Raw genomic sequence first — 25,454 nt, 5'->3', positions numbered from 1 at the left:
TTCTCCGCGCGCAGCACGTGCATGGTCTCGGTGCCGTACGGAGTTATTCCGTACGGTTCCCCGGCCGCCATCAGCCGGTCCCCGATCCGGTTGCGGCCGTCGCGCACCAGCGCCAACGCGAAGGTACGGCCCAGTGCCGCGCTGTGGTAGCTCGACGTGACGTGTCCCAAGGGGACACCGCCGGCCACCACGTGCGCACCTTCGGGCAGCAGGAACGACCGGTCGTCGGGCAGCAGCGAGACCAGGTGCTTGCGGTCGGACCGGGCGGTGTCGGCGCGGCTGAACGAGCGCTTGCCGACGAAGTCGGCCTTCTTCTTCGACACCACCCAGGACATGCCGAGGTCCTGCGGGCTGACGGTGCCGTCGGTGTCCTGGCCGATGATCGGGTACCCCTTCTCGGCGCGCAGCACGTGCATGGTCTCGGTGCCGTACGGGGTCAGGTTGTACTTCTTGCCTGCCTCGACGATCTTTTCCAGGACGCCCATGGCGTAGTTGGCCTGGATGTTCACCTCGTACGACAGCTCGCCGGTGAACGAGATCCGGAACACCCGGGCCGGCACGCCAGCCACCAGGCCTTCCTTCCAGGTCATGAACGGGAAGGCTTCCTTGTCCAAGTCGATGTCGGTGACTTCGCTGAGCAGCTTGCGGCTGTTCGGGCCGGACAGGGTCAGGGTCGCCCAGTGGTCGGTGACCGAGGTGAAGTACACCTTCAGGTCCGGCCACTCGGTCTGCAGGTACAGTTCCAGCCACTGCAGCACGCGGGCCGCGCCGCCGGTGGTGGTGGTCATGATGAAATGGTTCTCGCCGACGCAGGCGGTCACGCCGTCGTCGAAGACCATGCCGTCTTCCTTGCACATCAGGCCGTAGCGGGCCTTGCCCACGTCGAGCTTGGTCCAGGCGTTGGTGTACACGCGGTTGAGGAACTCGCGGGCATCCGGGCCCTGGATGTCGATCTTGCCCAGGGTCGAGGCGTCGAGCAGGCCGACGCTGTCGCGCACGGCCTTGCACTCGCGGGCCACGGCGGCGTGGATGTCTTCACCGGCTTTAGGGAAGTACCAAGGGCGCTTCCACTGGCCGACGTCCTCGAACTCGGCGCCGTTCTTCACGTGCCAGGCATGCAGCGCGGTGAAGCGCACGGGCTCGAACAGATGGCCACAGTGACGCCCGGCGATCGCACCGAAGGTGATCGGCGTGTAGTTGGGGCGGAACATGGTGGTGCCCATCTGGGGGATGGTGACGCCCATCGAACGGGCGGCGATGGCCAGGCCGTTGATGTTGCCCAGCTTGCCCTGGTCGGTGCCGAAGCCCAGCGCGGTGTAGCGCTTGACGTGCTCGACCGACTCGAAGCCTTCGCGGGTCGCCAGTTCGATACCGGCAGCGGTGACGTCGTTCTGCTGGTCGACGAACTGCTTGGGCGCACGGTTGGTGTTCTTGTCGTGAGGCACCTGGAACAGCGCCACGGTGGCCTCTTCCTTGCGTGCCACCACTTTTGGCAGGCTGCCGGTGGTGGCCTTGAAGCCCGCTTCGGTGGCTGCGCGCACGCCGCCTTCAAAGCCATCGGCCAGGCTGTCGCCCAAGGCGTAGATGCCATTGATGCCGCCGACACAGACGCGTTTCTGTGGCGCATCGCCGGGCACGAAGCCCAGGATGTCCTCACGCCAGACCGGACGGCCACCCAGGTGCGAGGCCAGGTGAACCACCGGGCTGTAGCCGCCAGAGGTCGCGACCAGGTCGCACTCCAGCCATTCGCCGGGGCTGGTGACCTTGTGCGCTTTCGCATCGATCGCGGCCACGCGGGCAGCGGTGACATGCTTGCTGCCACGGGCTTCGATCACGGCGCTGGAGGTGAGGATGCGGATGCCCTTGGCGCGCGCTTCCTCGACCAGCGAGCCACGCGGGTTGTGCCGCGCGTCAGCGATGGCGACCACTTGCAGGCCGGCGTCATGCCAGTCCAGGGCGGTGCGGTAGGCGTGGTCGTTGTTGGTCGACAGCACCAGCTTGCGGCCCGGCGCCACGCCGTAGCGGCGCACGTAGGTCGATACCGCGCCGGCAACCATGTTGCCCGGCACGTCGTTGTTGCCGTAGACCAGCGGACGCTCGTGGGCGCCGGTGGCCAGTACCACGCGCTTGGCGCGGACACGGTGGATGCGTTGGCGAACCTGGCCGATCGGGGCGCGGTCACCGAGGTGATCGGTCAGGCGCTCGTGGATGGTCAGGAAGTTGTGGTCGTGGTAGCCGTTGACCGTGGCGCGTGGCAGCAGGGTCACTTCGGGCAGGCTCTCGAGCTCGGCGAGCACGGCGACGACCCAGTCAGCGGCAGGCTTGCCGTCGAGGGTCTCGCGGCTGTCGAGCAGGCTGCCACCGAACTCTTCCTGTTCATCGGCCAGGATCACACGGGCACCGCTGCGGCCAGCGGCCAGGGCAGCGGCCAGGCCCGCGGGACCTGCGCCGACCACCAGCACGTCGCAGTGCTGGTTCATGTAGTCGTAGGTGTCCGGGTCGTTCTGCAACGGCGAACGGCCGAGGCCTGCCGCCTTGCGGATGTACTTCTCGTAGGTCATCCAGAACGACTTGGGATACATGAAGGTCTTGTAGTAGAACCCGGGCGGCATCATGCTGCCGCCGACCTTGCCGATGATGCCCATCATGTCGTTGTTGACGTTCGGCCAGCCGTTGGTGCTGGTGGCGACCAGGCCCGAGTACAGGGCTTGCTGGGTGGCACGCACGTTAGGGATCTGGGTGGCTTCGCTCGAACCGATCTGCAGGATCGCGTTCGGCTCCTCGGCACCGGCGGCGATGATGCCGCGCGGACGCGAGTACTTGAAGCTGCGCCCGACGATGTCCACGCCGTTGGCCAGCAGGGCCGCGGCCAGGCTGTCACCGGCATAGCCCTGGTAGGTCTTGCCGTTGAAGGTGAACGACAGCACCTTGCTGCGGTCGATGCGGCCGCCGCTGGAGAGGCGATAGGTCTGGCTCATACGTTTTCTCCCCGTTCGTTGACGGCCGCCGAATGCGCGGGTGTGTGTTCGCGAGCGGGCACCTTCGGCTTTTCACCGATCTTGTAGGTTTCCAGAATCTCGTAGGTTTCGGTGTTGCGGGTCGCGTTGAAGTACTGGCGGCAGCCGGCGACGTGGTCCCACAGTTCGTGGTGCAGGCCGCGCGGGTTGTCACGGAAGAACATGTACTCGCCCCACTCGGCATCGGTGCAGGCATTGGCGTCCAGCGGACGGGCGATGTGGGCTTGCCCGGCGCAGTGGAACTCTTCTTCGGAGCGCAGCTCGCCGCAGTGTGGACAGAAGATATGCAACATGAGGAATTCTCCTGTTAGTGGGCGACGGCGGCAGCGCCGTGTTCGTCGATAAGCGCGCCGTGGTGGAAACGCTCGATGGAAAACGGAGCGGCCAGTGGGTGCATTTCGCCCTTGGCCAGGCTCGCCGCGAAGACGTGGCCCGAACCCGGGGTGGCCTTGAAGCCGCCGGTGCCCCAGCCGCAGTTGAAGAACATGTTCTTGACCGGGGTCTTGGAGATGATCGGGCAGGCGTCGGGCGAGGTGTCGACGATGCCGCCCCACTGGCGGTTCATGCGCACGCGCGAGAGGATCGGGAACATCTCGACGATCGCCTGCAGGGTGTGCTCGATGATCGGGTAGCCGCCGCGCTGGCCGTAGCCGACGAAGCCGTCGATGCCGGCGCCGATGACCAGGTCGCCCTTGTCGGACTGGCTGATGTAGCCATGCACGGCGTTGGACATGATCACGCTGTCGATGATCGGCTTGATCGGCTCTGAAACCAGGGCCTGCAACGGGTGCGATTCAAGCGGCAGGCGGAAGCCCGCCAGGCGCGCCATGTGCCCCGAGTTACCGGCGGTGACCACGCCGACGCGCTTGGCGCCGATGAAGCCTTTGTTGGTCTCCACGCCAATGACCGCGCCGTTTTCCTTGCGGAAGCCGATCACTTCGGTCTGCTGGATCAGGTCGACGCCCAGGGCGTCGGCGGCGCGGGCATAGCCCCAGGCCACGGCGTCGTGACGGGCCACGCCGCCGCGACGCTGCACGGTGGCGCCCAGGATCGGGTAGCGGGTGTTCTTCGAGCAGTCCAGGTACGGGACTTCCTCGGCCACCTGCGCGGTGTTGAGCAGCTCGCCGTCGATACCGTTCAGGCGGTTGGCGTTCACGCGGCGCTCGGAGTCACGCATGTCCTGCAGGGTGTGGCACAGGTTGTAGACGCCGCGCTGGGAGAACATCACGTTGTAGTTGATGTCCTGGCTCAGCCCTTCCCACAGTTTCATGGCGTGTTCGTACAGCTGCGCGGATTCATCCCACAGGTAGTTGGAACGCACGATGGTGGTGTTGCGGGCGGTGTTGCCGCCGCCCAGCCAGCCCTTCTCGACCACGGCCACGTTGGTGATGCCGTGGACCTTGGCCAGGTAGTAGGCCGTGGCCAGGCCATGGCCGCCGCCGCCGACGATGACCACGTCGTAGACCTTCTTCGGCGTTGGCGTGCGCCACATGCGCTGCCAGTTCTCGTGGTGGCTGAGGGAGTGTTTGAAAAGGCCGAAGCCTGAATAGCGTTTCATGACTGGTTACTCCACTCAGCGGTAAACCGGGAAATCTGCGCACAGGGCCGAGACATTCTTCGCCACGTCAGCCTCGACATCGGCATCGCCGAGGTTGTCGAGGATGTCGCAGATCCAGCCGGCCAGCGCGACGCACTGGGCAACCTTGAAGCCGCGGGTGGTGACTGCCGGGGTACCGATGCGCAGGCCCGAGGTAACGAACGGCGACTGCGGGTCGTTCGGCACGGCGTTCTTGTTGACGGTGATGTGAGCGCGGCCCAGGGCGGCATCGGCGTCCTTGCCGGTCAGGCCCTGGCGGATCAGGCTGACCAGGAACAGGTGGTTGTCGGTGCCTTCGGAGACCACGTCGTAGCCGCGGTCGATGAACACCTTGGCCATGGCCTGGGCGTTGTCGATGACCTGCTGCTGGTAGGCCTTGAAGCCAGGCTCGAGGGCTTCCTTGAAGCACACGGCCTTGGCGGCGATGACGTGCATCAGCGGGCCGCCCTGGGCGCCGGGGAATACCGCGGCGTTGAGCTTCTTCTCGATCGCTTCGTTGGACTTGGCCAGGATCAGCCCGCCACGTGGACCGCGCAGGGTCTTGTGAGTGGTGGTGGTGACCACGTCGGCGAAGGGAATCGGGTTAGGGTACAGGCCGGCGGCAACCAGGCCGGCCACGTGGGCCATGTCGACGAACAGCAGCGCGCCGACCTTGTCGGCGATGGCGCGGAAGCGTGGGAAGTCGAGGGTCTTGGAGTAGGCCGAGAAGCCGGCGACGATCATCTTCGGCTTGTGCTCGACAGCCAGGCGCTCGACTTCGTCGTAGTCGATCAGGCCGGTGTCGGTGTTGATGCCGTACTGCACAGCGTTGTACAGCTTGCCAGAGGACGATACCTTGGCACCGTGGGTCAGGTGACCGCCGTGGGCCAGGCTCATGCCCAAGAGGGTGTCACCAGGTTGCAGCAGGGCCAGGTACACGGCGCTGTTGGCCGAGGAGCCCGAGTGCGGCTGGACGTTGGCGTAGTCGGCGCCGAACAGCTGCTTGGCGCGGTCGATGGCCAACTGCTCGACCTTGTCGACGTGCTCGCAGCCACCGTAGTAGCGCTTGCCTGGATAGCCTTCGGCGTACTTGTTGGTGAGGCCGCTGCCCTGGGCCTGCATGACGCGCTTGCTGGTGTAGTTTTCCGAGGCGATCAGCTCGATGTGATCTTCCTGGCGCTGGTCCTCGGCATTCATCGCCGCCAGCAGTGCGTCGTCGTAACCCTGGATCTGGTCTTGCTTGCTGAACATTGTCTCTCTCCCGGCAGCGATCATTTCTTGTCTGTAGGGTTCAATGACCCTTTGCAGCGATGGTATGACTGGCACGGGGCGCCCAGATGCCTGCGCACGCCTTGCAATGGCGCGTTTACGACATTGGTGTGAAACGCTTCCGAACGGATGCTTCACAAGACCGCCGCGAAACCTGTGGGAGCTGGCTTGCCAGCGAATGGCCGGCACGGGCAACACCTTTACCACGGGGGTGTTCGGGAGATTCGCTGGCAAGCCAGCTCCCACAGGGTCGGCGGTGTCTCAGGTTGTATAGGCAACCGCTGGATCGATGGTTTAGAGTGCTTTCCTGCGTCGTTCACAGGACAGTGTCATGACAGATAAAAGCCAACAATTCGCCAGCGACAACTATTCCGGTATCTGCCCCGAAGCCTGGGCGGCCATGGAGCAGGCCAACCACGGCCACGACCGTGCCTACGGCGACGACCAATGGACGGCGCGGGCCTCGGAATACTTCCGCCAGCTGTTCGAAACCGATTGCGAGGTGTTCTTCGCCTTCAACGGCACGGCGGCCAACTCCCTGGCCCTGGCCTCGCTGTGCCAGAGCTACCACAGCGTGATCTGCTCGGAGACCGCCCACGTCGAGACCGACGAATGCGGCGCGCCGGAGTTCTTCTCCAACGGCTCCAAGCTGCTGACCGCGCGCAGCGTCGAGGGCAAGCTGACACCCGAGTCGATCCGCGAAGTGGCCCTCAAGCGCCAGGACATCCATTTCCCCAAGCCGCGCGTGGTGACGCTCACCCAGGCCACCGAGGTCGGCAGCGTCTATCGCCCGGACGAGCTCAAGGCCATCAGCGCCACCTGCAAGGAGCTGGGCCTGAACCTGCACATGGACGGCGCCAGGTTCAGCAATGCCTGCGCGTTTCTGGGCTGCACGCCGGCCGAGCTGACCTGGAAGTCCGGGGTCGATGTGCTGTGCTTTGGCGGGACCAAGAACGGCATGGCGGTAGGCGAGGCGATCCTGTTCTTCAACCGCGCCCTGGCCGATGACTTCGACTACCGCTGCAAGCAGGCTGGGCAACTGGCGTCGAAGATGCGTTTCCTGTCGGCGCCTTGGGTCGGGTTGCTCGAAGACGGCGCGTGGCTGCGCCATGGAGCGCATGCCAACCATTGCGCGCAGTTGCTGGCGGCGCTGGTCAAGGACGTGCCTGGGGTGGAGCTGATGTTCCCGGTGGAGGCCAACGGGGTGTTCCTGCAGATGCCGGAAGCGGCGATCGAGGCGCTGCGGGGCAAGGGCTGGCGCTTCTATACCTTCATTGGCAGCGGTGGGGCGCGGTTCATGTGTTCGTGGGACACGGAGGAGGAGCGGGTGCGGGCGTTGGCGGCGGATATTCGGGCGGTATTGGGGGCCTGATACCGCGTTGCCCCCTTCGCTGGCAAGCCAGCTCCCACAGGCCCAGCGTCGTTCTCACGGTCACCGCTGGAGCTGTGGGAGCTGGCTTGCCAGCGAAGGGGCAACGCGGTACCTGTGGAACTGCGGTTAGGCGTCCCAGCGAATGGGGGCGCCACAGGACGATCAGGTCTCCCCGATCGTCCGGGCAATCACATCAACCGTGGCGCTGACCTGCTCCTGATAACGCTCCAGCGTCTCCTGGTGCTCGCGTTGCAGGTCGATCTGCTTCGAGCACAGGTTGAGCGCCGCCAGCACCAGCAGCTTGTCACCGATCAGGGTCGGGTACAGGCGCTTGGTGTCGGCGAGCGAGGCGTTGAGCATCTGCACGGCCTGCGCCAGTGCCTGCTCCTGGCCTTCGGGCGCCTTGATCGAATAGTCGCTGCCCAGGATCGACACGACATTGATCGGCTGCGCTTGCAGTTTCATGCGCTGACGGCGCCGGCGCTGGCGCGCTCGACCAGGGCCTGGATACGCGCGGCGGTGGCGCCGTTCTTCTCTTCCTGCTCCATCAGGCTCAGCTGCAGGCTGTCGTTTTCTTCCTTGGACTGGGCCAGTTCACGGGCCAGACGCTCGTTCTGCTCGCCCAGTTGGGTGTTCTTCTGTACCAGGTCGGTAACCAGTTGCTCGAGTTGATTCAGGGATGATTCCAGCATGGGACTTTCTCGGTTGGTGCAAAGGGCGAACACGATAAAGAAAACCTTGCGCCCTCGCCAGGGATATCGGGAGTAGAGGCCTTGGCCTGGTGCAGATTGACCGGCGGATGCCGTTGTTGTTCCTGCACGGCCCCAACCACTGGTCAGGAATCCCGGTCACCGGCTCACAATTGCCTGACCCGGCACTCAAGACTCGCCGGTCACGACCGATAGGCATGGCATGTCCTGTTCTGTCGCACGGATCGCGCGCCCCTTTGTCCTGCCCTGGATACCCGAAATGTCCCTTCGAAACATGAATATCGCCCCGCGTGCGCTCCTGGGGTTTGCCTTGATCGGCGCGCTGATGCTTGGCCTGGGCGTGTTCGCCCTCAACCAGATGAGCAACATCCGCCAGGCGGGCGTTGCCATCGAGACCATCAGCGTCCCGAGCATCAAGAACCTGGGCGAGCTGACCGCCCTCAACCTGCGCATGCGCACCCTCTCCTACCGCTTGCTGCTCAACCGCGAACCCGAGACCCAGCGCGACACCCTGCGCCTGCTCGAGCAGCGCAACCGCGAGATCGACACCACCCTGACGGCCTACCAGGCGCTGCTCGAAGGGGCCGACGAACGTGCCGGCTATGAGCAGTACCGCCAGTTGCTCGGCCAGTACCGGCAGATCGAATCGCGCATGCTCGCCTTCAGCCAGGCCGAGCAGCTCGATGCGTTGCGCACCCTGCTCAACACCGAACTGCTGGCCAACTCCGAGCAGATCAACAAGGTGATGGACACCCTGGTGCGGATCAACACCGACCAGACCCGCCGCACCAACGCCACCGCCGCGGGCGAGTATTCCGCTGCCTTCACGCTGGTCGTCGGCCTGCTGGTGGCCGCCAGCCTGCTGACCTTCCTCTGCGCCTGGCTGCTGACCCGCAGCATCGTCAATCCGATCAACGACGCACTGGAAGCGGCCGAGCGGATCGCCGAAGGCGACCTGACCAAGCCCGTGCGCGCCGAGGGCACCGACGAAGCCGCACGTCTGCTGCGTGCCATGGCCAAGATGCAGGACAAGCTGCGCGATACCCTGCAGCTGATCGCAGGTTCCGCCACCCAGCTGGCCTCGGCCGCCGAGGAGCTCAACTGCGTCACCGACGAAAGCGCCCGTGGCCTGCAGCAGCAGAACAACGAAATCGTCCAGGCCGCCACGGCCGTCACCGAAATGACCAGCGCCGTCGAGGAAGTGGCGCGCAATGCCGTGAGCACCTCGGAAGCCTCGAGTGAAGCCACCCGTTCGGCCGGCGACGGCCGCGACCTGGTGCTCGAGACCGTGGGCGCCATCGAACGCATGAGCGGCGATGTGCAAGCCACGGCCCAGCTGATCGGCAACCTGGCGGCCGAGTCGCGCGACATCGGCAAGGTGCTGGATGTGATTCGCGGCCTGGCCGACCAGACCAACCTGCTGGCGCTCAACGCTGCCATCGAAGCCGCGCGGGCCGGTGAAGCGGGCCGTGGGTTCGCCGTGGTGGCCGACGAGGTTCGCGCACTGGCCCACCGCACCCAGCAGTCGACCAGCGAGATCGAACGGATGATCGGCAGTATCCAGGGGGGTACCGAGCAGGCCGTAGACTCGATGCGCAACAGCACCGAACGCGCCGAATCGACCCTGAACATCGCCCGCGGCGCAGGCCTGGCGCTGGACAGCATCGCCAGCGCGGTGGCGCAGATCAACGAGCGCAATCTGGTGATCGCCAGCGCAGCCGAAGAGCAGGCTCAGGTCGCGCGGGAAGTGGACCGCAACCTGGTGAACATCAATGACCTGTCGGTGCAGAGCGCGACCGGTGCCCACCAGACCAGCGCGGCCAGCTCGGAGCTGTCGCGCCTGGCGGTCGACCTGAACGGCCTGGTGGCGCGGTTCCGCGTTTGACCTGAAGATTGCGGGCGCCCGCATTCGCTGGCAAGCCAGCTCCCACAGGTACAGCGCCGGCCGTGAGATTTGCGCTGGACCTGTGGGAGCTGGCTTGCCAGCGAAGGGAGCGACCGAGAATCCGGATCAGTAATCGATCCGCACATCCCCCTTCGGCACGCTGCAGCACGACAGGATGTACCCCTCGGCTTCATCCTCCTCGGTGATGCCGCCGTTGTGCTCCATCTCCACTTCCCCGCCCAGCTTGAGCACCTTGCAGGTGCCGCAGATGCCCATGCCGCAGGCTTTGGGGATCATCAGGCCGACCTTGGCCGCCGCGGCATGCACGGTCTCGCCCGGGGCCACGCGGATGCTCTTGTCGCTGCCAATGAATTCCACCAGGTTGAGCTCGGCGGCGTCCGGCTCGGGCGCGTCGGCGGCCTGCTCGGCGTGCTCGACGGCGTCGGCCTTGGCCTCCGGCGGCGTGGCACCGAACGACTCCTCATGGTAGCGGCGCATGTCGTAGCCGGCACTCTCCAGCAGGCGCTTGACCGCGTGCATGTACGGCGTCGGCCCGCAGCAGAACACCTCGCGCTCCATGAAGTCAGGCGCGATCAGCTCCAGCAGCTTGAGGTTCAGGTACCCGCGGTACCCCGCCCAGGGCTCGCCCAGGCCATGCTTCTCGCAAATGATGTGCAGGCTGAAATTGGGGATCCGCGAGGCCATCTGCTCCAGCTCGCGGTGGTAGATGATGTCCTTGGGCGAGCGCGCGCTGTGCACGAAGGTCATGTCGACATTGGCGTTGGTGTCGTAGAACCAGCGCGCCATGGACATCACCGGGGTGATGCCCACCCCGCCACTGAGGTAGAGCATCTTCGAGGCCGGGAAGTCGATGGCGTTGAACAGCCCCACCGGCCCGTGCACCGCCAGTTCCTGGCCTTCGTGCAGGGTGTCGTGCAGCCAGTTCGAAACACGCCCGCCGGGCACCCGCTTGATGGTCACCGAAAAGCTGTAGGGCACCGACGGCGCGCTGGAGATGGTGTACGAGCGCATCACCTGCTGGCCTTCGATCTCGAGCTCCAGGGTCACGAACTGCCCGGGCTTGAAGAAGAACAGGATCGGCTGGTCGGCCATGAAACAGAAGGTGCGCACGTCCCAGGTCTCCTGGATGACCTTGACGCACCGCACGATGTGGCGGCCGTTGGCCCAGGTCTGGGTCGTGACCGGATTGAGGAAGGGATTGGACATGCTCGTCTCCACGGCCGACTGCGGCTTGATGGGAGAGATAATGCTCAAGCCGAGGGCGTTGCACATTCCCATCCGCGACATCGGCGTGCTTATCGCGACCAGCCTTGCGCTACAAGGTCTGGCGCGTCGGAAACGGATGCGGCCATGTCGTCCATGGATATGGTTCAAGGCCACGGCGAACGCACACTCCACGGCAAAACAACACGCTGATTTTCAGCCCTGCGTCGCACAAGAACGATTAGCCACTTTCGCCGGCCTTTACTGGCCATGAGGACCACACGATGGACGTCACCGCAACCCTGAGCCTGGGCGATCCACTGGAAGCAGCACGCGGCGCCACCGCCGAGATGCTGCAGACGCGCGAGCGCACCTTCTCGCTGCCACAGCCCTTCTATACCGACGAGCGTCTGTTCCAGATCGACATGCAGGAGATCTTCCACAAGGAGTGGCTGATCGCCGGCATGACCTGCGAGATCCCGGCCAAGGGTAACTACCTGACCCTGCAGGTCGGCAAGAACCCGATCATCGTGATCCGCGGCGCCGAAGGCCAGGTGCATGCCTTCCACAACGTCTGCCGTCACCGCGGCTCGCGCCTGTGCACCAGCGACAAGGGCAAGGTGGCCAAGCTGGTCTGCCCGTACCACCAGTGGACCTACGAGATCGACGGCCGCCTGCTGTTCGCCGGCACCGAGATGGGCGCCGACTTCGACATGAAGCAGTACGGTCTCAAGCCTTTGAACGTGAAGACCGCCGGTGGCTACATCTTCATCAGCCTGGCGGAGAACCCGCCAGCGATCGACGAGTTCCTGGCGACCCTGTCGCACTACATGGAACCCTACGACATGGAAAACACCAAGGTGGCGGTGCAGACCACCTTGATGGAAAAGGCCAACTGGAAACTGGTGCTGGAAAACAACCGCGAGTGCTACCACTGCAACGCCTCGCACCCCGAGCTGCTCAAGAGCCTGCTGGAGTGGGACGACGTCACCGACCCGCGCGCCGACCAGGCCTTCAAGGACCACGTCGCCGCCTCGGCCGCCGCCTGGGATGCCGAGAAGATCCCCTACGCCCACGCAAGCTTCGGCCTGCGCAACCGTATCGTGCGCATGCCGTTGCTCAAGGGCACCGTGTCAATGACCATGGACGGCAAGCAGGCCGTGCAGAAGCTCATGGGCCGCATCAAGAATCCCGACCTGGGCTCGATGCGCATCCTGCACCTGCCGCATGCCTGGAACCACTGCATGGGCGACCATATCATCGTCTTCACCGTGTGGCCGATCAGCGCGCAGGAAACCATGGTCACCACCAAGTGGATCGTGCACAAGGACGCGGTCGAAGGCGTCGACTACGATCCCGAGCGCATGCGCAAGGTGTGGGACGCCACCAACGACCAGGACCGTCGCCTGGCCGAAGAGAACCAGCGCGGCATCAACTCCACCGCCTACCAGCCAGGGCCGTACTCCAAGACCTACGAGTTCGGCGTGGTCAACTTCATCGACTGGTACAGCCAGCGGATGCTGAACAACCTGGGGGCCGAGCCTGCGCCGTACCTGAAGGAGGTGAAGGCGCAGTAAGGCTGCATGACGACCCATGCCACAGCGTAATGAGCTGTGGCATGGGCAATGGCTATACCGACGTTTCCCTGATGTTTCGGTTGTAGTTGAGGGGGCTGACCGGGTAGCGCCTGACCGTCGATGTCCTTGCTATCGTATACAGCTCATAGCCCGACAGCACTGTAGCGAACGTTGCGAAGGCGGTATCCACCCACATCAAGGCGTTGGAATCGGATGCTGCCATACGTCCGATACTGGTGCCGATACTCACTGCGGAGCTGAAACCGCCGAACGCCGTCAACGCCGTATCTTGTACAGTCCACCTGGATACCGGATTTTCGGCCGTCGCGAACGTCAGGTCGCCGTTCCGGCTTCCCGCGACACCCGCCTCCGGCCTGAAGTCTTCCCTGCTCCTATAGCCCCGATACGCTTTCACGGCACTGATTCCAAGGTTAAGGAACCCCCCGATGATGCTTCTCACCGGCCCGAGCCAGGCAGGAAACCGGCCAGACGGGTCATGGAAATTCACAGGGTCATTCCGGCAATAGGCGTAGGCATTGATGCCGCCCTTGTCGAACGGACTGAGCCGGTCCGCGGAGTGAAACCGCATGAGCACCGGGTTGTACGTTCGATGGCCATTGCCCAGGTGGTAGCAACCGGTGAGTGGGTCCCGGGGCTGGCCGGTGAAGGCCAGCAAGGGACCCGGCCCCGAGGCATTGGTTGTTGCGCGTAGCATGCGGCTCATGGTGATGCTCTTGAGAACAAGGGAAGCGCTCAACCTAGCAACACCGATCGGTTTGGATAACTGGCAAAAATAACAGCTGCACCGCGCTGGTCAGCGCAACACACCCTCCTCCACCAGCAGCTTGATGATCGCCTCGGCGCCCTCCTGCGGCGTGACGTCCTTGAGCACCTTGCCGCCGCCCCCGCTGGCCTTGGCCGTGGCGGCTTTCATGCGGTCGGCGCCGCTCTTGGCCTTGATCACCTTAAGGCGCTTGGGCCGTGGCTTGGCCGGCTGGAGTTCAGCCTCGGCGAGCAGCGTGTCTTCCACAAGGGCCACATTGCGCGCCGCCAGCACCCCGCGCCGGGCCGGGCCGAAAGCGCTCTGGCGCGGCTTGGGCGCCGCGTTATCCACGGTCGCCAGCAGCGGCAGGCGTACTTTCAGGCGGCGCCGCTGACCGCGCGGCAAGGCCTGCAGCACCTGGGCCGTGCCGTTCTCGATCGACTCCACCTCCGCCAGGCCCACCACCAGCGGCCAGCCCAGGCGTTCGGCCAGCAGGAACGGCAGCATGCCCGAGCCCTCGCCGGTTTCCGCCTGGGTGCCGGTCAGCACCAGTTGCGCCCCGGCGTCGCGCAGGTAATCCCCCAGCACGCCCACAACATCGGCGCCTGCGGGCTGCTCGAGAATGTCCAGGTGGTCCAGCCCCATCCCCAGATAGGCACGCAACGCTTCTTCACGAGGGTCGCCGGCATGAACCACCTGCAGGTTATCCCCAGCCAGTTGCAGGCCCAGCTCCACCGCGCGCGCATCCTGCTCGGCGCGCCGGGCCCTGCCGGAACCCGGGTGGGCGCCAATCGAAACCAGGCTGATGACTTTGGTACTCATGCGCATGTCCTCATGCCGCGTCGCGCTGCACGTCGCTGCGGAAGGATTCCACAGCCTCGATCAGTGCCTTCAGGATTGCCGCGCTGTCGCCGATGATCGACAGGTCGGCTCGTTTGATCATGTCGCAGCCCGGGTCCAGGTTGACCGCCACCACCTTGTCGCAGGCGCCGATGCCCTGCAGGTGCTGGATGGCGCCGGAAATCCCCACGGCCATGTAGACCCGTGCCGTGACCCAGGTGCCGGTAGCGCCCACCTGCCGGTTGCGTGGCATGAAGCCATCGTCCACCGCCACCCGCGAGGCGCCTTCGGTGGCGCCCAGGGCGGCGGTGGCCTGGTGGAACAGCGCCCAGTCCTTGACCCCGTTGCCACCGGACATGATGAACTCGGCCTCGGCCATGGCGATGGTTGCCGGGTCGACAGCCACCGGGCCCAGGTCGCTGATGCGCGTCAAGGCCCGCAGCGCTTCTGTGGACAACTCAACTGGCAAGGCTTCGTGGCGAGTCTCGCTGACAGGCTCGGCGCATTCGGCTGTCGCCAGAATCAGACGTGGCACGCTGCGCTGAATATCCTGCTGGCCGGCACCGGCGCGGCCGATGCACTGGCCGTCCTTGACCTGCCAGACCCGCGTCGCCGGGCGTTCGCCAAGCGTCGCGGCCAGGCGCCGCCCCAGCTCGCCGCCACCGGTGCGGCTGTCAGGCAGCAGCCAGTGGCGGGGACTGAACTGGTTATCCACAGCGCGCAGGCCTTGGACAAGTTGTTCCGGTGCATAACCCTGGTATTGCTCGCCGTCGATGACCAGCAGGCGGTCGGCGCCGGCTGTGGAAAAGTGGCTCTCCTTGTGCTCGCCGAACACCACGGCCAGTACCGCGCCGTCGCTGCCGGCCAGGCTGTGGGCCAGCCCCAGCAGGTCGCGGTCGTGGCTGCCGAGGCGGCCCCCGATCATGTCCGGGACCACGGCGATGTAGAAGGCCGGCTGCGCCACCTGATGCAGCGGCAACTGCACTTCGGCCACGGCGCTGCGCTTGCCGCCAGCACCGCCCTGCTGGGCGCCGGAGCGGTCGATGCGCTTGATCCCGTTGGGGCCGATGAAACCGACCGCGTGGGGGTTCTTGCGCAGCACGCCTTGGGGCCCCATCCAGCTGGCCTGTTGTGTCTGCATCGCCGCATGCAACGGGTGCAGGCGGTTACGGGCGATCCACTCGGCGCGAGGGTCGCGGCGAATAATGTCGCTCATCAGTGCACCTCCGCAGGTTCACGTACGGTCGCGGCCTGGGGCTTGCTCGCCGGGCTTGCGACTTCATCTTCTAGCAGGGCATCGGCCACCAGTTCGGCCAGGTCCTTGATCTGTGGACGCGGCTCGACCACGCCTTCGAGCATGGCGGTGCACTGTGGACAACCCACGGCCACCAGCTCTGCCTCGGTCTCGCGGATGTCATCCATGCGCATGTCGGGGATCCGCTGCTTGCCAGGAATATCGGTGATCGGCGCGCCACCGCCACCGCCGCAGCAGCGTGAGCGGAAGCCCGAGCGCTGCATCTCGCGCACTTCGATGCCCAGGGCCTTGAGCACTTCGCGCGGGGCTTCGTACTCGCCGTTGTAGCGGCCCAGGTAGCACGGGTCGTGATAGGTCACGCTGCCGCCCTTGTGCTGGCCGAGGCTCAGGCTGCCCGCCGCGATCAGCTCCGCGATGTAGGTGCTGTGGTGCAGGACCTGGTAGTCGCCGCCCAAGGCGCCGTATTCGTTCTTGAGCACATGGAAGCTGTGCGGATCGCAGGTGACGATGCGCGTGAAGCTGTACTTGGCCAGGGTCTGGATGTTGCGTCTGGCCAGCTGCTGGAAGGTCGCTTCGTCGCCCAGGCGCCGGGCCACATCGCCGCTGTCGCGTTCCTCGAGACCGAGCACGGCGAAGTCCACGCCTGCAGCCTTGAGCACCTTGACGAAGGCGCGCAGGGTCCGCTGGTTGCGCATGTCGAAGGCGCCGTCGCCGACCCAGAACAGCACCTCGGCGCGCTGCACGTCGGACAGCAGCTTGAGGTTCAGGTCGGCCGCCCAGTTCATCCGCCCGCCCGGCGCGAAGCCGCCCGGGTTGTCGGTGGCGATCAGGTTGTCGAGCACCTCGGCACCCTTGTTCGGCGTCGCGCCCTTCTCGAGGGTGAGGTGACGGCGCATGTCGACGATGGCATCGACGTGCTCGATCATCATCGGGCATTCCTCGACGCAGGCGCGGCAGGTGGTGCACGACCACAGGGTTTCGGCATCGACCAGGCCCTTGACGATCGGCTGGTGCGGGTTGCCGCCGTGCTCGCCGACCGGCTTGCCCGGGTATGGGCTGCCGGCGAAGCTGGCATCGGTGCCACCGGCCAGACCGATGACCATGTCCTGGATGAGCTTCTTCGGGTTCAGCGGCTGGCCGGCGGCGAAGGCCGGGCACATGGCCTCGCACTTGCCGCACTGCACGCAGGCGTCGAAGCCGAGCAGCTGGTTCCAGGTGAAGTCCTTGGGTTTCTCGACGCCCAGGGGCGCGTTCGGGTCTTCCAGGTCCAGCGGCTTGAGGCCGGTGGAACGCCCACCGCCAAAGCGCTCGGCGCGGCGGTGCCAGGCCAGGTGCAGGGCGCCGGCGAAGGCGTGCTTCATCGGCCCGCCCCAGGTCATCCCCAGGAACAGCTCCGACACGCCCCAGGCCACGCCAATGCCCAGCAGCGCCACCAGCAGCCAGCCGCCGGTGCCTTCGGGCAGGATCCCGGCCACCGGCAAGGTGGCGATGAAGAAGGTGATGGCGAACACCAGCAGGCTTTTCGGCAGGCGCATCCACGGCCCCTTGGACAGGCGCGCGGGTGGGTCCAGACGGCGCTTGAAGACGAAGATGGCGCCGGTGAACATCAACACCGTGGCGACCAGCAAGGCATAGCCGAGGATCTTGTTGTGCAGGCCGAAGCCATGCACCAGGATCGCCAGCACGGCCGACAGCGCGAAGCCGCCAGCGGTGGCGACGTGGGTGTTGGACATGTACTTGTCACGGGCGACCACGTGGTGCAGGTCGTGCAAGTAGCGGCGCGGCATGGCCAGCAGGCCGCCGATCAGGTTGACCTTCGACGGTCGCCCACGGCGCCACATGCGCACGCGGCGCAGCGCGCCGAGCACCGCCAGGCCTAGCGCGGTGAACAGTAGAATGGGCAGCAGGGTGTTCAACATGGGAAGCTCCCACAGACAGCGGTTGCAGGGGGTGCATTCCCCCAATTCCGGTACCGGCCCCCACCCCTGTGGGAGCGGGCTTGTCCCGCGATTGCGTCCGATCGGACGCCAGCGTTGCAGCGGCTGGCGCAATCGCAGGACAAGCCCGCTCCCACAGTGTGGGCACCCGCATGTATCAGGCGGTCAGAAATCCTTGCACAGGCGCAAGGCGTCATAGATCGCCGCATGGGTGTTGCGCTGGGCCACGCAGTCGCCGATGCGGTACAGCAGGTACCCTTCGCCCGGCTGGCTGAGGATCGGCTGCGGCTTGATCGCGAACAGCGCCTCGACGTCGATCTGGCCCTTGTTGCGCGAACCTTCCTTGAGCGCGTAGTAGATCGCCTCGTCGGGCCGCACGCCGTTCTCGATCACCACCTGGTCGACCACACGTTCTTCCTTGGCCCCGGTGTATTCGTTCTCCAGCACCGCCACCAGCTTGTCGCCCTCGCGGTAGACCTTCTCCAGCATCAGGTCGCCGGTCATGATCACTTCCTTGGGGTACATGCTGCGGTAGTAGGTGGGGAACGAAGTCCCGCCAATCGCAACGCCCGGCTTGATGTCGTCGGTGACGATCTCGACCTGGCTGCCCTTGTCGGCGATGTAGTCGGCCACCGACATGCCGGTGAACTCGCAGATGGTGTCGTAGACCAGCACGTTCTTGCCCGGCGCGACCTTGCCGTCGAGCACGTCCCAGCTGCTGACTACCAGCCCTTCGGCGGCGCCCCAATGCTCGTTCTGCTCGACGAACGGATGCCCGCCCACCGCCAGCACGACCACGTCGGGGCGCAGGTCCATGATGGTGTCGGCATCGGCCGAGGTGCCCAGGCGCAGGTCGACCTTCAGGCGCGCCAGCTCCAGCTGGTACCAGCGGGTGATGCCGGCGATCTGGTCGCGCTGCGGTGCCTTGGCGGCGATGGTGATCTGCCCGCCGATCTGCTCTTTCTTCTCGAACAGGGTCACGTCATGGCCACGCTCGGCGGCCACGCGCGCGGCCTCCATGCCAGCAGGCCCTGCGCCGACCACCACCACCTTGCGCTTCACGCCGGTGGTCTTCTCGATGATGTGCGGCACGCCCATGTATTCACGGGAGGTCGCGGCGTTCTGGATGCACAGCACGTCCAGGCCCTGGTACTGGCGGTCGATGCAGTAGTTGGCGCCGACGCACTGCTTGATCTGGTCGATCTGGCCCATCTTGATCTTGGCGATAAGGTGCGGGTCGGCGATGTGCGCACGGGTCATGCCGACCATGTCCACGTAGCCGCCCTCAAGAATGCGCTGGGCCTGGTTCGGGTCCTTGATGTTCTGCGCATGCAGCACCGGAACCTTGACCACTTCCTTGATGCCGGCCGCCAGGTGCAGGAACGGCTCCGGCGGATAGCTCATGTTGGGGATGACGTTGGCCAGGGTGTTGTGGGTGTCGCAGCCCGAGCCGATCACGCCGAAGAAGTCGAGCATGCCGGTGGCGTCGTAGTACTTGGCGATCTCCTTCATGTCCTCGTGGCTGAGGCCATCGGGGTGGAACTCGTCGCCGCAGATACGCATGCCCACGCAGAAGTCGTCGCCGACCTCGGCGCGCACGGCCTTGAGCACTTCCAGGCCGAACTTCATGCGGCCTTCGAAAGTGCCGCCCCATTCATCGGTGCGCTTGTTGACCCGCGGGCTCCAGAACTGGTCGATCATGTGCTGGTGCACGGCCGACAGTTCGACGCCATCCAGGCCGCCTTCCTTGGCCCGGCGCGCGGCCTGGGCGTAGTTGCCGATCACCCGCCAGATCTCTTCGACCTCGATGGTCTTGCAGGTGGCGCGGTGCACGGGTTCGCGGATGCCCGACGGCGACATCAGGGTCGGCCAGTTGAAGCCGTCCCAGCGCGAGCGACGGCCCATGTGGGTAATCTGGATCATGATCTTGGCGCCATGCTTGTGCATGGCGTCGGCCAGGTTCTGGAAGTGCGGGATGATCCGGTCGGTCGACAGGTTCACCGAGGCCCACCATTCCTGCGGGCTGTCGATGGCCACCACCGAGGAGCCGCCGCAGATCGCCATGCCGATGCCGCCCTTGGCCTTTTCCTCGTAGTACTTCACGTACCGTTCGGTGGTCATGCCGCCATCGGTGGCGTAGACCTCGGCGTGCGCGGTGCTGAGCACGCGGTTGCGGATGGTGAGTTTGCCGATCTGGATCGGCTGGAACATCGCTTCGAATGCCATGACGCGTACTCCGGCTTACTGCGGCTTGACGATGAACAGGCCGTCGTCGTGGCCTTCTTCCGAACCGCCGTAGACCTGCTCGGCCACGGTGCGGATCGAACTGCCACGCGCTGCCAGGATCTGGTCCATGGCACCGGCGAACCAGCCAGTGAACATGTAGTCGACCTTGCGCCCGACCTTGCCGTACACATAGACGAACGCCGAGTGTTCGAGCTTGACGCTGGCGGTGCCCTTGTCGAGGTCGATGTCCTGGATCTTGAACAGGCCCCAGCCGCGCTGGGACAGGCGCTTCATGTAGTGCTCGAACACCGCGACGCCTTCCAGGCCATGGCATTCGGCTTCTTTCTCGCACCAGTGCCAGGCGGACTTGTAGCCGGCCTTGTAGAGGATCTCGGCGTAGGCGTCGGCGCCCAGCACTTCCTCGATGCCGATGTGGTTGTTGACGAAGAAGTGCCGTGGCACGTACAGCATCGGCAAGGCATCGGAGGTCCAGATACCGGTCTCGCTGTCGACTTCGATAGGCAATTGCGGGGCGATCTTGGCCATGGAAACTCAACTCCAGAATTATTTTGATTGATGGCCCCGGCGGCTATGACCGGGGCTGGACAGGCTTGGAGAGCGGCTTATTCGCCCCACACATCCTTGAGAATGTTCACCCAGTTCTCGCCCATGATCTTGCGCACCACGCGCTCGCTGTGACCGCGCTTGAGCAGGGTTTCGGTGAGGTTCGGGAACTCGCCCACGGTGCGGATGCCCAGCGGGTTGATGATCTTGCCGAAGCTGGTCAGGCGGCGGGCGTAGCCCTTGTCGTGGGTCAGGTATTCGAAGAACTCCTGGCCATGGCCCTGGGTGAAGTCGGTGCCGATGCCGATGGCGTCCTCGCCGACCAGGTTCATGGTGTACTCGATGGCCTCGGCGTAGTCGTCGATGGTCGAGTCGATGCCCTTGGCCAGGAACGGCGCGAACATGGTCACGCCGACGAAGCCGCCGTGGTCGGCGATGAACTTCAGTTCTTCGTCGGACTTGTTGCGCGGGTGTTCCTTCAGGCCCAGGGGCAGGCAGTGGGAGTAGCAGACCGGCTTCTTCGATTCGAGGATGACTTCCTCGGAGGTCTTGGAGCCGACGTGGGACAGGTCGCACATGATGCCGACGCGGTTCATCTCGGCGACGATCTCGCGGCCGAAGCCCGACAGCCCGCCATCACGCTCGTAGCAACCGGTGCCCACCAGGTTCTGGGTGTTGTAGCACATCTGCACGATGCCCACGCCCAGCTGCTTGAACACATCGACATAGGCGATCTGGTCTTCGAAGGCATGGGCGTTCTGGAAGCCGAAGAGGATGCCGGTCTTGCCCAGTTCCTTGGCCTTGCGGATGTCGGCGGTGGTGCGCACCGGCATCACCAGGTCGCTGTTCTCACGGATCAGCTTCTGGCTGGCAGCGATCTGGTCGACCGTGGCCTTGAAGCCTTCCCATACCGACACCGTGCAGTTGGCCGCGGTGAGGCCGCCCTTGCGCATGTCCTCGAACAGTTCGCGGTTCCATTTGGCGATGATCAGACCGTCGATGACGATGCTGTCGGCGTGCAGTTCGGCTGGGCTCATCAGGCTGTCCCCTTTTGTTGACTTGGGCGCGCCGAACGTTGTGCCGGCGCTTTGGGGCCAGCATATGCCCCCGCGTCAGGGGGCCCAGATGCAAAAACGACAGGGGGTTTGCCGAAAGCGTCAACCAGCGACACGACGCCCTCTGGCGCGGGTGCTGGCAATGAGAGCCAGTCTCGACAACGGCTTTTTCCGGGCTTTCATGACATTTTTGTCACACAGCTACCGCATGGGGCGAGGCTGAGGGAGAATCGCCCGATTCGTCATCCGGACAAGGAGATTACCGATGAAATCAATGGCATGGCTGGTGCTGATGGCCGTGACGCTTGGCGCCCACGCCGGCGAGGAAGAAAGCACGCCCTGCGACAACGTCGAGACCGACCAGCAAAGCCAGGCCTGCGCCCTGTTCAGCCGCCAGACCGCCGAGCGGGAGCTGGGCGCGGCCTTCGATGAGCTGGTGCAGCGGATTCGCGACCAGTACCCGGACGAAGGTGACAAGGTGGCGGACCTGACGGGCCGCTTGCAGGCAGCCGAGAAGCTGTGGACCGGGTTGCGCGATGCCGACTGCAAGGTCGAGACCTACGCCGAGAAGGCCGGTACCAAGGCGTTCGAGGCGGCGTGGAACACATGCGTGGCACAGCGTAGCGACGACCGGTCGGAGTATCTGCAGTCGATTGGCCAGCAGTGAAACAGCGGTGCCTGCGCGCAGGCACCACACCGCCCCTTGGCTCACCAAGGCCCGTGGTAGACCTCCAGAGGCAATGCCTGGCCGTAGTACGAATACTTGATATGGCTCGGCAGGCCGCTCACGCTATTCAGATTGGCGTGTTCGAAGTCACCGGCCTCGGCCGCACTGTAACAACCCAGGTAGCTGCCGGCTGATCGCCAGCACAATGCGCGCTCCGGGGCCAGGTTCCTGATACGCGCGGACCGGGGAATCGTCACCTTGCCCTTGCACGCCGAGCCACTGGGGCTCACCTGTTGCGCGCCTGGGTACTCAACGGACATGTAGCAGGAATTTCCTTGGAAATTCGTTTCCGAGAAGACTTCGATGGTCACCAGGTTCGTCGCTGGCGGGTAGAAATTCTCCACCGTCTCCCTGCGCTCGTTGAGACGGCGCGCCGCGTCGTGGTGCTCGACCGTGCCCATGGCGCTGCCTTGGTAGCGCAGGCGGGGATTGGAGAAGTACGGCAGCGCGCCGTGCGAGGTGACCATCTGGGTGTGGAAAGCGGGTGCCACCGTACTTCTATAGCCATGCATGTAAGGCGGATTGGAGACTTTATCGCCAGGGTTCCAGCCGTGATTCACGCCCAGATTATGGCCCAGCTCATGCGCCAGCGACCCGGCGCAGGAGACGACCGAGTGGGCTTGTACCTTGGGTGATGACAACCAGGCCATGCCACAAAATTGAGTTGCGGTCGAATACATCGAAACCAGGTCCGCCCTCAATGTCTCGCGCACCTTGAGCACGTCTGCTCCAAATGGCCTGGCCAGGCGAATGTCGTCAAGCTGCTGGCTATAGGTTCTGCCCGTCTCGTCATAGTCGGCATCGTAGTAGCCGGCCAATTCGAAGGTGATGGCGACATCACTGTTTCTCATGTACTGGTTGGCATCGTTCAGTGCTTTCGCAAGTTCCGCCCGGTTGTTGGGCCGCGTGGCCCTGGACTGATTGGTCGTCACGAACAGCACGCGAATGGTGCTGTGGGCGGACTGTGCCTGCCGGCCGGCCCGGTCGCCGCCATGGTTGGGCACCAGGGGCTTCCCATGCGCGGGAAGCTTCGACTCGTCGACCTTGATCAGCGCATTTCGTCCAGGACCGACATGATCGAGCTGGTAGAGCTGTCCGTCGACGACAAGACTGCCGACCAGCTTGTCACCCTCGCGCACGATCGACAGGTAATACCGGGGATCGATGTCGATCTCCGAAGACGCGGCCGCCTGTGCCTGTGTCAGGTCGGACGGCTTGTAGCCGATCCACCCCTCGATGCCTGGGGTGATGGTCGTGAAGTCGCGCAGGTGAAAACGCGCGGTCTTGCCGTCGGGCAAGGTGACCGCCAGCTCCTGGGTATCACGGCTCACCACGGCCGGGTTGACCTTGATCAGGGTGACCTGTTCATTGGCGGGCGCTGCCAGCAGGGTGGCCAGGTAACTGTCGGCTGTGCGCTGCAGGACCGCGCGGTCCTGGGCAGGTTCGAGGGTGAAGAGCTGCGGTGCGCCGCCCGTGGTTGTAACTGCGTCATGGGTCGTTGGGGTGCAGGCTGATACCACCGCCAGTCCTGCGCCCATCAGACATGACTTCCAGAGTGCCCTTTTCATGGTTCCGCTCCTGTGAATTGAAGGCTCACTTAATTCCAGGAAGGGTATTTCGAGCTACTCGCAAGGCTGCCAGGTAGCGAAGAATGGGCAAAAAAATAACCCCGGGAAGCCGTGAGCTACCGGGGCCAAGAGCGAGCAACATCCACTGCGAGAGATGGGTGACCAAACCCGGTAAAGCCGTGAATGAACCCAGTGTGCAGGCTTACCGGCGTGGGGATTTAGCCGAAAACGACGTGTTCTTAGCCAAAGCAGCCATGCCCGGATTCTGCGCTTGCCCAGGTGCGGGCTTGGTCACAGAATCGGCTGACAATCTGGGCAGCAAACAAGGACTACAACCATGATGCATGCGGATTTGATTGACCAGGAAGACCTGGTGGGCCACCTGCGCGCCCTGGGTTTCGAGATGCCGGCCGGCGCTACCGCCGAGCAGGCCTGCGAATGCGCGGTGCGCGGCCTGAGCGAGCCGCGGGCCAAGGCGCTGCGGGGGATGGTGGAGCAGATGTATGGCGGCAGTGCGACCATTCTGCCGGCCGTGCGCCAGGCGATCGACCAGCAATTGCTGCCAGCGCTGGTGCAGTACATCAAGCGCGGCTGAGCCAAGCGGCGCCGCCCTGGCCAGGGCGGCGCCGGTCATTCACAGCCTCACGCTGGCAAATGTCGACTCGTTGCGCGCCTGGCTCAGCGAGGCCAGGGGCCCACTGTGTGGCGACAGCACCATGGCCTGTGGAATCGGCATCATCGCGACCTGCTGGGCGGTGTTGGAACCCACGCGCTCGTCACGCGGCGGAATGCCGAAATACTCGCGGTAGCACTTGGAGAAGTGCGGCGTGGAGACAAAGCCGCACACCGACGCCACTTCGATGATCGACATCGGCGTCTGCTTGAGCAGCTGCCGGGCGCGAATCAGGCGCAGCTTGAGGTAATAGCGCGACGGCGAGCAGTGCAGGTATTTCTGGAACAGCCGCTCGAGCTGACGTCTGGACACGGCGACATACACCGCTAGTTCATCCAGGTCGATCGGCTCCTCGAGGTTGGCCTCCATCAACGCGACGATCTCCTGCAGCTTCGGCTGGTTGGTGCCGAGCATGTGCTTGAGCGGCACGCGCTGGTGATCCTGCTCGTTGCGGATGCGCTCGTAGACGAACATCTCGGAGATCGCCGCCGACAGCTCGCGGCCGTGATCGCGGCTGATCAGGTGCAGCATCATGTCCAGTGGCGCGGTGCCGCCAGAGCTGGTGAAGCGGTTGCGGTCGAGGGTGAACAGGCGGGTGCTCATGCTCACCCGCGGGAAAGCCTCTTGCATCGAGGCCAGGCATTCCCAGTGCACGCTGCAATCAAAACCATCGAGCAGACCGGCGCACGCCAGCGCCCAGCTGCCGGTGCACACAGCACCCAGGCGGCGCGACTGGCGGGCCTGGCTCTGCAGCCAGGTGACATGCTCGCGGGTAACACTGCGCTGGATACCCACGCCGCCGCAGACGATCACGGTGTCGATGGGCGGCGCGCTGTGCATCGGGGCGTCCGGGGTGATCTGCAGGCCATCGCTGGCCCAGACCTGGCCACCGTCAGCGGTCAGCGTGTGCCAGCGGTACAGCTCGCGGCCCGACAGCTGGTTGGCCATGCGCAGCGGCTCCACGGCCGATGCAAGGGAAATGAGGGTGAAGTTGTCCAGCAGGAGAAACCCGATGGACTGGGGTGCTGTGCGGTTCTGGGACTGGGTCCCGGAGGTATACGACGTCATCGCGGTTTCTCCTCACACAATGCAGGGTGTGCCTCGGCGTGGGCACTGTTGTTGTAATGGCCCCGATTCGTATGCAGGGGCTTTGCCAATCCCAACGCAATTGCCATGCCTGAAATTGAACGTCGCTCCAACAAAACCCAAAAACGAC

Annotated in this window: 22 protein-coding genes; 6 read left to right on the top strand and 16 right to left on the bottom strand. The window is 64.8% G+C overall.

Features of this window, described 5'->3' with window-relative positions; genetic code table 11:
* From VJS90_RS08645 to VJS90_RS08630, 4 genes are all read right to left on the bottom strand, one after another.
* Positions 1-2,978 (bottom strand): sarcosine oxidase subunit alpha (locus tag VJS90_RS08645; RefSeq protein ID WP_324120994.1); only part of this gene is annotated, 2,978 nt, incomplete at its 3' end.
* A complete protein-coding gene (locus VJS90_RS08640) occupies positions 2,975-3,310 on the bottom strand; it encodes a sarcosine oxidase subunit delta (protein WP_324120992.1) in 336 nt (111 codons plus the stop codon). The genes VJS90_RS08645 and VJS90_RS08640, both read right to left, overlap by 4 nt.
* A 14-nt stretch (positions 3,311-3,324) precedes the next feature.
* Entirely contained in the window at positions 3,325-4,575 is a 1,251-nt protein-coding gene (locus tag VJS90_RS08635; protein WP_324120990.1) for a sarcosine oxidase subunit beta family protein, read from the bottom strand.
* 15 nt (positions 4,576-4,590) lie between these two features.
* Positions 4,591-5,844 (bottom strand): serine hydroxymethyltransferase, encoded by a 1,254-nt coding sequence (locus tag VJS90_RS08630; RefSeq protein ID WP_324120988.1) that lies wholly within the window; start codon positions 5,842-5,844, stop codon positions 4,591-4,593.
* Positions 5,845-6,193: 349 nt separating this feature from the next.
* On the opposite strand from VJS90_RS08630, the gene VJS90_RS08625 reads away from it, so the two are divergent.
* Positions 6,194-7,234 (top strand): low specificity L-threonine aldolase, encoded by a 1,041-nt coding sequence (locus tag VJS90_RS08625; RefSeq protein WP_324120986.1) that lies wholly within the window; start codon positions 6,194-6,196, stop codon positions 7,232-7,234.
* Positions 7,235-7,396: 162 nt separating this feature from the next.
* Here the strand turns inward: VJS90_RS08625 and VJS90_RS08620 are convergent, their stop codons facing one another.
* Both VJS90_RS08620 and VJS90_RS08615 read right to left on the bottom strand, forming a co-directional pair.
* On the bottom strand, positions 7,397-7,699 hold the full coding sequence (locus VJS90_RS08620) for a cell division protein ZapA (protein ID WP_324120984.1): 303 nt from the start codon (positions 7,697-7,699) through the stop codon (positions 7,397-7,399).
* Positions 7,696-7,926 carry a hypothetical protein gene (locus VJS90_RS08615; RefSeq protein WP_324120982.1) on the bottom strand — a complete coding sequence of 77 codons (231 nt, stop codon included), beginning with the start codon at positions 7,924-7,926 and terminating at the stop codon, positions 7,696-7,698. Before VJS90_RS08615 ends, VJS90_RS08620 begins: the two co-directional genes overlap by 4 nt.
* A 220-nt stretch (positions 7,927-8,146) precedes the next feature.
* On the opposite strand from VJS90_RS08615, the gene VJS90_RS08610 reads away from it, so the two are divergent.
* Complete coding sequence (locus tag VJS90_RS08610; protein ID WP_414704917.1) at positions 8,147-9,829, top strand: methyl-accepting chemotaxis protein; 1,683 nt, start codon at positions 8,147-8,149, stop codon at positions 9,827-9,829.
* Positions 9,830-9,955: 126 nt separating this feature from the next.
* On the opposite strand, the gene gbcB is transcribed toward VJS90_RS08610, so the two are convergent.
* Complete coding sequence (gene gbcB, locus VJS90_RS08605) at positions 9,956-11,056, bottom strand: glycine-betaine demethylase subunit GbcB (RefSeq protein ID WP_324120978.1); 1,101 nt, start codon at positions 11,054-11,056, stop codon at positions 9,956-9,958.
* On the opposite strand from gbcB, the gene VJS90_RS08600 reads away from it, so the two are divergent.
* Together VJS90_RS08600 and gbcA are read left to right on the top strand one after the other, a co-directional pair.
* Complete coding sequence (locus VJS90_RS08600; RefSeq protein ID WP_324120976.1) at positions 11,055-11,327, top strand: hypothetical protein; 273 nt, start codon at positions 11,055-11,057, stop codon at positions 11,325-11,327. The genes gbcB and VJS90_RS08600 overlap by 2 nt on opposite strands.
* A gap of 10 nt (positions 11,328-11,337) precedes the next feature.
* On the top strand, positions 11,338-12,630 hold the full coding sequence (gene gbcA / locus VJS90_RS08595) for a glycine-betaine demethylase subunit GbcA (protein ID WP_324120974.1): 1,293 nt from the start codon (positions 11,338-11,340) through the stop codon (positions 12,628-12,630).
* A 52-nt stretch (positions 12,631-12,682) separates the two neighbouring features.
* On the opposite strand, the gene VJS90_RS21855 is transcribed toward gbcA, so the two are convergent.
* The 7 genes from VJS90_RS21855 to VJS90_RS08560 all read right to left on the bottom strand — a co-directional run bounded on the left by VJS90_RS21855 (position 12,683) and on the right by VJS90_RS08560 (position 21,252).
* The gene (locus VJS90_RS21855; RefSeq protein ID WP_414704916.1) at positions 12,683-13,354 is read right to left on the bottom strand and encodes an RHS repeat-associated core domain-containing protein; all 672 of its coding nucleotides are present in this window, start codon (positions 13,352-13,354) and stop codon (positions 12,683-12,685) included.
* A 90-nt stretch (positions 13,355-13,444) separates the two neighbouring features.
* Positions 13,445-14,215, bottom strand: coding sequence for an electron transfer flavoprotein subunit beta (locus VJS90_RS08585; RefSeq protein ID WP_324120971.1), 771 nt, complete (start codon positions 14,213-14,215; stop codon positions 13,445-13,447).
* 10 nt (positions 14,216-14,225) lie between these two features.
* Entirely contained in the window at positions 14,226-15,449 is a 1,224-nt protein-coding gene (locus tag VJS90_RS08580) for an electron transfer flavoprotein subunit alpha/FixB family protein (RefSeq protein ID WP_324120969.1), read from the bottom strand.
* Complete coding sequence (gene dgcB / locus VJS90_RS08575; RefSeq protein ID WP_324120967.1) at positions 15,449-17,407, bottom strand: dimethylglycine demethylation protein DgcB; 1,959 nt, start codon at positions 17,405-17,407, stop codon at positions 15,449-15,451. The genes VJS90_RS08580 and dgcB overlap by 1 nt, the downstream gene beginning before the upstream one ends.
* Before the next feature lie 183 nt (positions 17,408-17,590).
* A complete protein-coding gene (dgcA, locus tag VJS90_RS08570) occupies positions 17,591-19,651 on the bottom strand; it encodes a dimethylglycine demethylation protein DgcA (RefSeq protein WP_324120965.1) in 2,061 nt (686 codons plus the stop codon).
* Between the two features lie 15 nt (positions 19,652-19,666).
* Entirely contained in the window at positions 19,667-20,197 is a 531-nt protein-coding gene (locus VJS90_RS08565; RefSeq protein ID WP_158461173.1) for a DUF5943 domain-containing protein, read from the bottom strand.
* Between the two features lie 77 nt (positions 20,198-20,274).
* Complete coding sequence (locus VJS90_RS08560; RefSeq protein ID WP_324120963.1) at positions 20,275-21,252, bottom strand: dipeptidase; 978 nt, start codon at positions 21,250-21,252, stop codon at positions 20,275-20,277.
* Positions 21,253-21,535: 283 nt separating this feature from the next.
* Between VJS90_RS08560 and VJS90_RS08555 the strand changes: the two genes are divergently transcribed.
* Positions 21,536-21,937 carry a lysozyme inhibitor LprI family protein gene (locus VJS90_RS08555; RefSeq protein WP_324120961.1) on the top strand — a complete coding sequence of 134 codons (402 nt, stop codon included), beginning with the start codon at positions 21,536-21,538 and terminating at the stop codon, positions 21,935-21,937.
* Between the two features lie 41 nt (positions 21,938-21,978).
* Here VJS90_RS08555 and VJS90_RS08550 read toward each other — a convergent pair whose 3' ends face one another.
* Positions 21,979-23,565: a zinc-dependent metalloprotease family protein gene (locus VJS90_RS08550; RefSeq protein WP_324120959.1), complete on the bottom strand. Its 1,587-nt coding sequence runs from the start codon at positions 23,563-23,565 to the stop codon at positions 21,979-21,981.
* Positions 23,566-23,902: 337 nt separating this feature from the next.
* Between VJS90_RS08550 and VJS90_RS08545 the strand changes: the two genes are divergently transcribed.
* Entirely contained in the window at positions 23,903-24,160 is a 258-nt protein-coding gene (locus tag VJS90_RS08545; RefSeq protein WP_324120957.1) for a hypothetical protein, read from the top strand.
* A 39-nt stretch (positions 24,161-24,199) separates the two neighbouring features.
* On the opposite strand, the gene VJS90_RS08540 is transcribed toward VJS90_RS08545, so the two are convergent.
* Entirely contained in the window at positions 24,200-25,306 is a 1,107-nt protein-coding gene (locus tag VJS90_RS08540) for a GlxA family transcriptional regulator (protein ID WP_324120955.1), read from the bottom strand.
* Positions 25,307-25,454 lie beyond the last annotated feature (148 nt).

Source organism: Pseudomonas sp. (genome assembly GCF_035277045.1).
Taxonomy (GTDB): Bacteria; Pseudomonadota; Gammaproteobacteria; order Pseudomonadales; family Pseudomonadaceae; genus Aquipseudomonas.
The sequence above is the reverse complement of the archived record's forward strand: the minus strand, read 5'-3'. Positions and strand labels throughout refer to the sequence as shown.

Bases quoted from the DNA above. Each gene is read 5' to 3' on its own strand.
- VJS90_RS08640 (WP_324120992.1), bottom strand. From the start codon at position 3,310: ATGTTGCATATCTTCTGTCCACACTGCGGCGAGCTGCGCTCCGAAGAA.
- VJS90_RS08635 (WP_324120990.1), bottom strand. From the start codon at position 4,575: ATGAAACGCTATTCAGGCTTCGGCCTTTTCAAACACTCCCTCAGCCAC.
- VJS90_RS08630 (WP_324120988.1), bottom strand. From the start codon at position 5,844: ATGTTCAGCAAGCAAGACCAGATCCAGGGTTACGACGACGCACTGCTG.
- VJS90_RS08625 (WP_324120986.1), top strand. From the start codon at position 6,194: ATGACAGATAAAAGCCAACAATTCGCCAGCGACAACTATTCCGGTATC.
- VJS90_RS08620 (WP_324120984.1), bottom strand. From the start codon at position 7,699: ATGAAACTGCAAGCGCAGCCGATCAATGTCGTGTCGATCCTGGGCAGC.
- VJS90_RS08615 (WP_324120982.1), bottom strand. From the start codon at position 7,926: ATGCTGGAATCATCCCTGAATCAACTCGAGCAACTGGTTACCGACCTG.
- VJS90_RS08610 (WP_414704917.1), top strand. From the start codon at position 8,147: ATGTCCTGTTCTGTCGCACGGATCGCGCGCCCCTTTGTCCTGCCCTGG.
- VJS90_RS08600 (WP_324120976.1), top strand. From the start codon at position 11,055: ATGCTCGTCTCCACGGCCGACTGCGGCTTGATGGGAGAGATAATGCTC.
- gbcB (WP_324120978.1), bottom strand. From the start codon at position 11,056: ATGTCCAATCCCTTCCTCAATCCGGTCACGACCCAGACCTGGGCCAAC.
- gbcA (WP_324120974.1), top strand. From the start codon at position 11,338: ATGGACGTCACCGCAACCCTGAGCCTGGGCGATCCACTGGAAGCAGCA.
- VJS90_RS21855 (WP_414704916.1), bottom strand. From the start codon at position 13,354: ATGAGCCGCATGCTACGCGCAACAACCAATGCCTCGGGGCCGGGTCCC.
- VJS90_RS08585 (WP_324120971.1), bottom strand. From the start codon at position 14,215: ATGAGTACCAAAGTCATCAGCCTGGTTTCGATTGGCGCCCACCCGGGT.
- VJS90_RS08580 (WP_324120969.1), bottom strand. From the start codon at position 15,449: ATGAGCGACATTATTCGCCGCGACCCTCGCGCCGAGTGGATCGCCCGT.
- dgcB (WP_324120967.1), bottom strand. From the start codon at position 17,407: ATGTTGAACACCCTGCTGCCCATTCTACTGTTCACCGCGCTAGGCCTG.
- dgcA (WP_324120965.1), bottom strand. From the start codon at position 19,651: ATGGCATTCGAAGCGATGTTCCAGCCGATCCAGATCGGCAAACTCACC.
- VJS90_RS08565 (WP_158461173.1), bottom strand. From the start codon at position 20,197: ATGGCCAAGATCGCCCCGCAATTGCCTATCGAAGTCGACAGCGAGACC.
- VJS90_RS08560 (WP_324120963.1), bottom strand. From the start codon at position 21,252: ATGAGCCCAGCCGAACTGCACGCCGACAGCATCGTCATCGACGGTCTG.
- VJS90_RS08555 (WP_324120961.1), top strand. From the start codon at position 21,536: ATGAAATCAATGGCATGGCTGGTGCTGATGGCCGTGACGCTTGGCGCC.
- VJS90_RS08550 (WP_324120959.1), bottom strand. From the start codon at position 23,565: ATGAAAAGGGCACTCTGGAAGTCATGTCTGATGGGCGCAGGACTGGCG.
- VJS90_RS08545 (WP_324120957.1), top strand. From the start codon at position 23,903: ATGATGCATGCGGATTTGATTGACCAGGAAGACCTGGTGGGCCACCTG.
- VJS90_RS08540 (WP_324120955.1), bottom strand. From the start codon at position 25,306: ATGACGTCGTATACCTCCGGGACCCAGTCCCAGAACCGCACAGCACCC.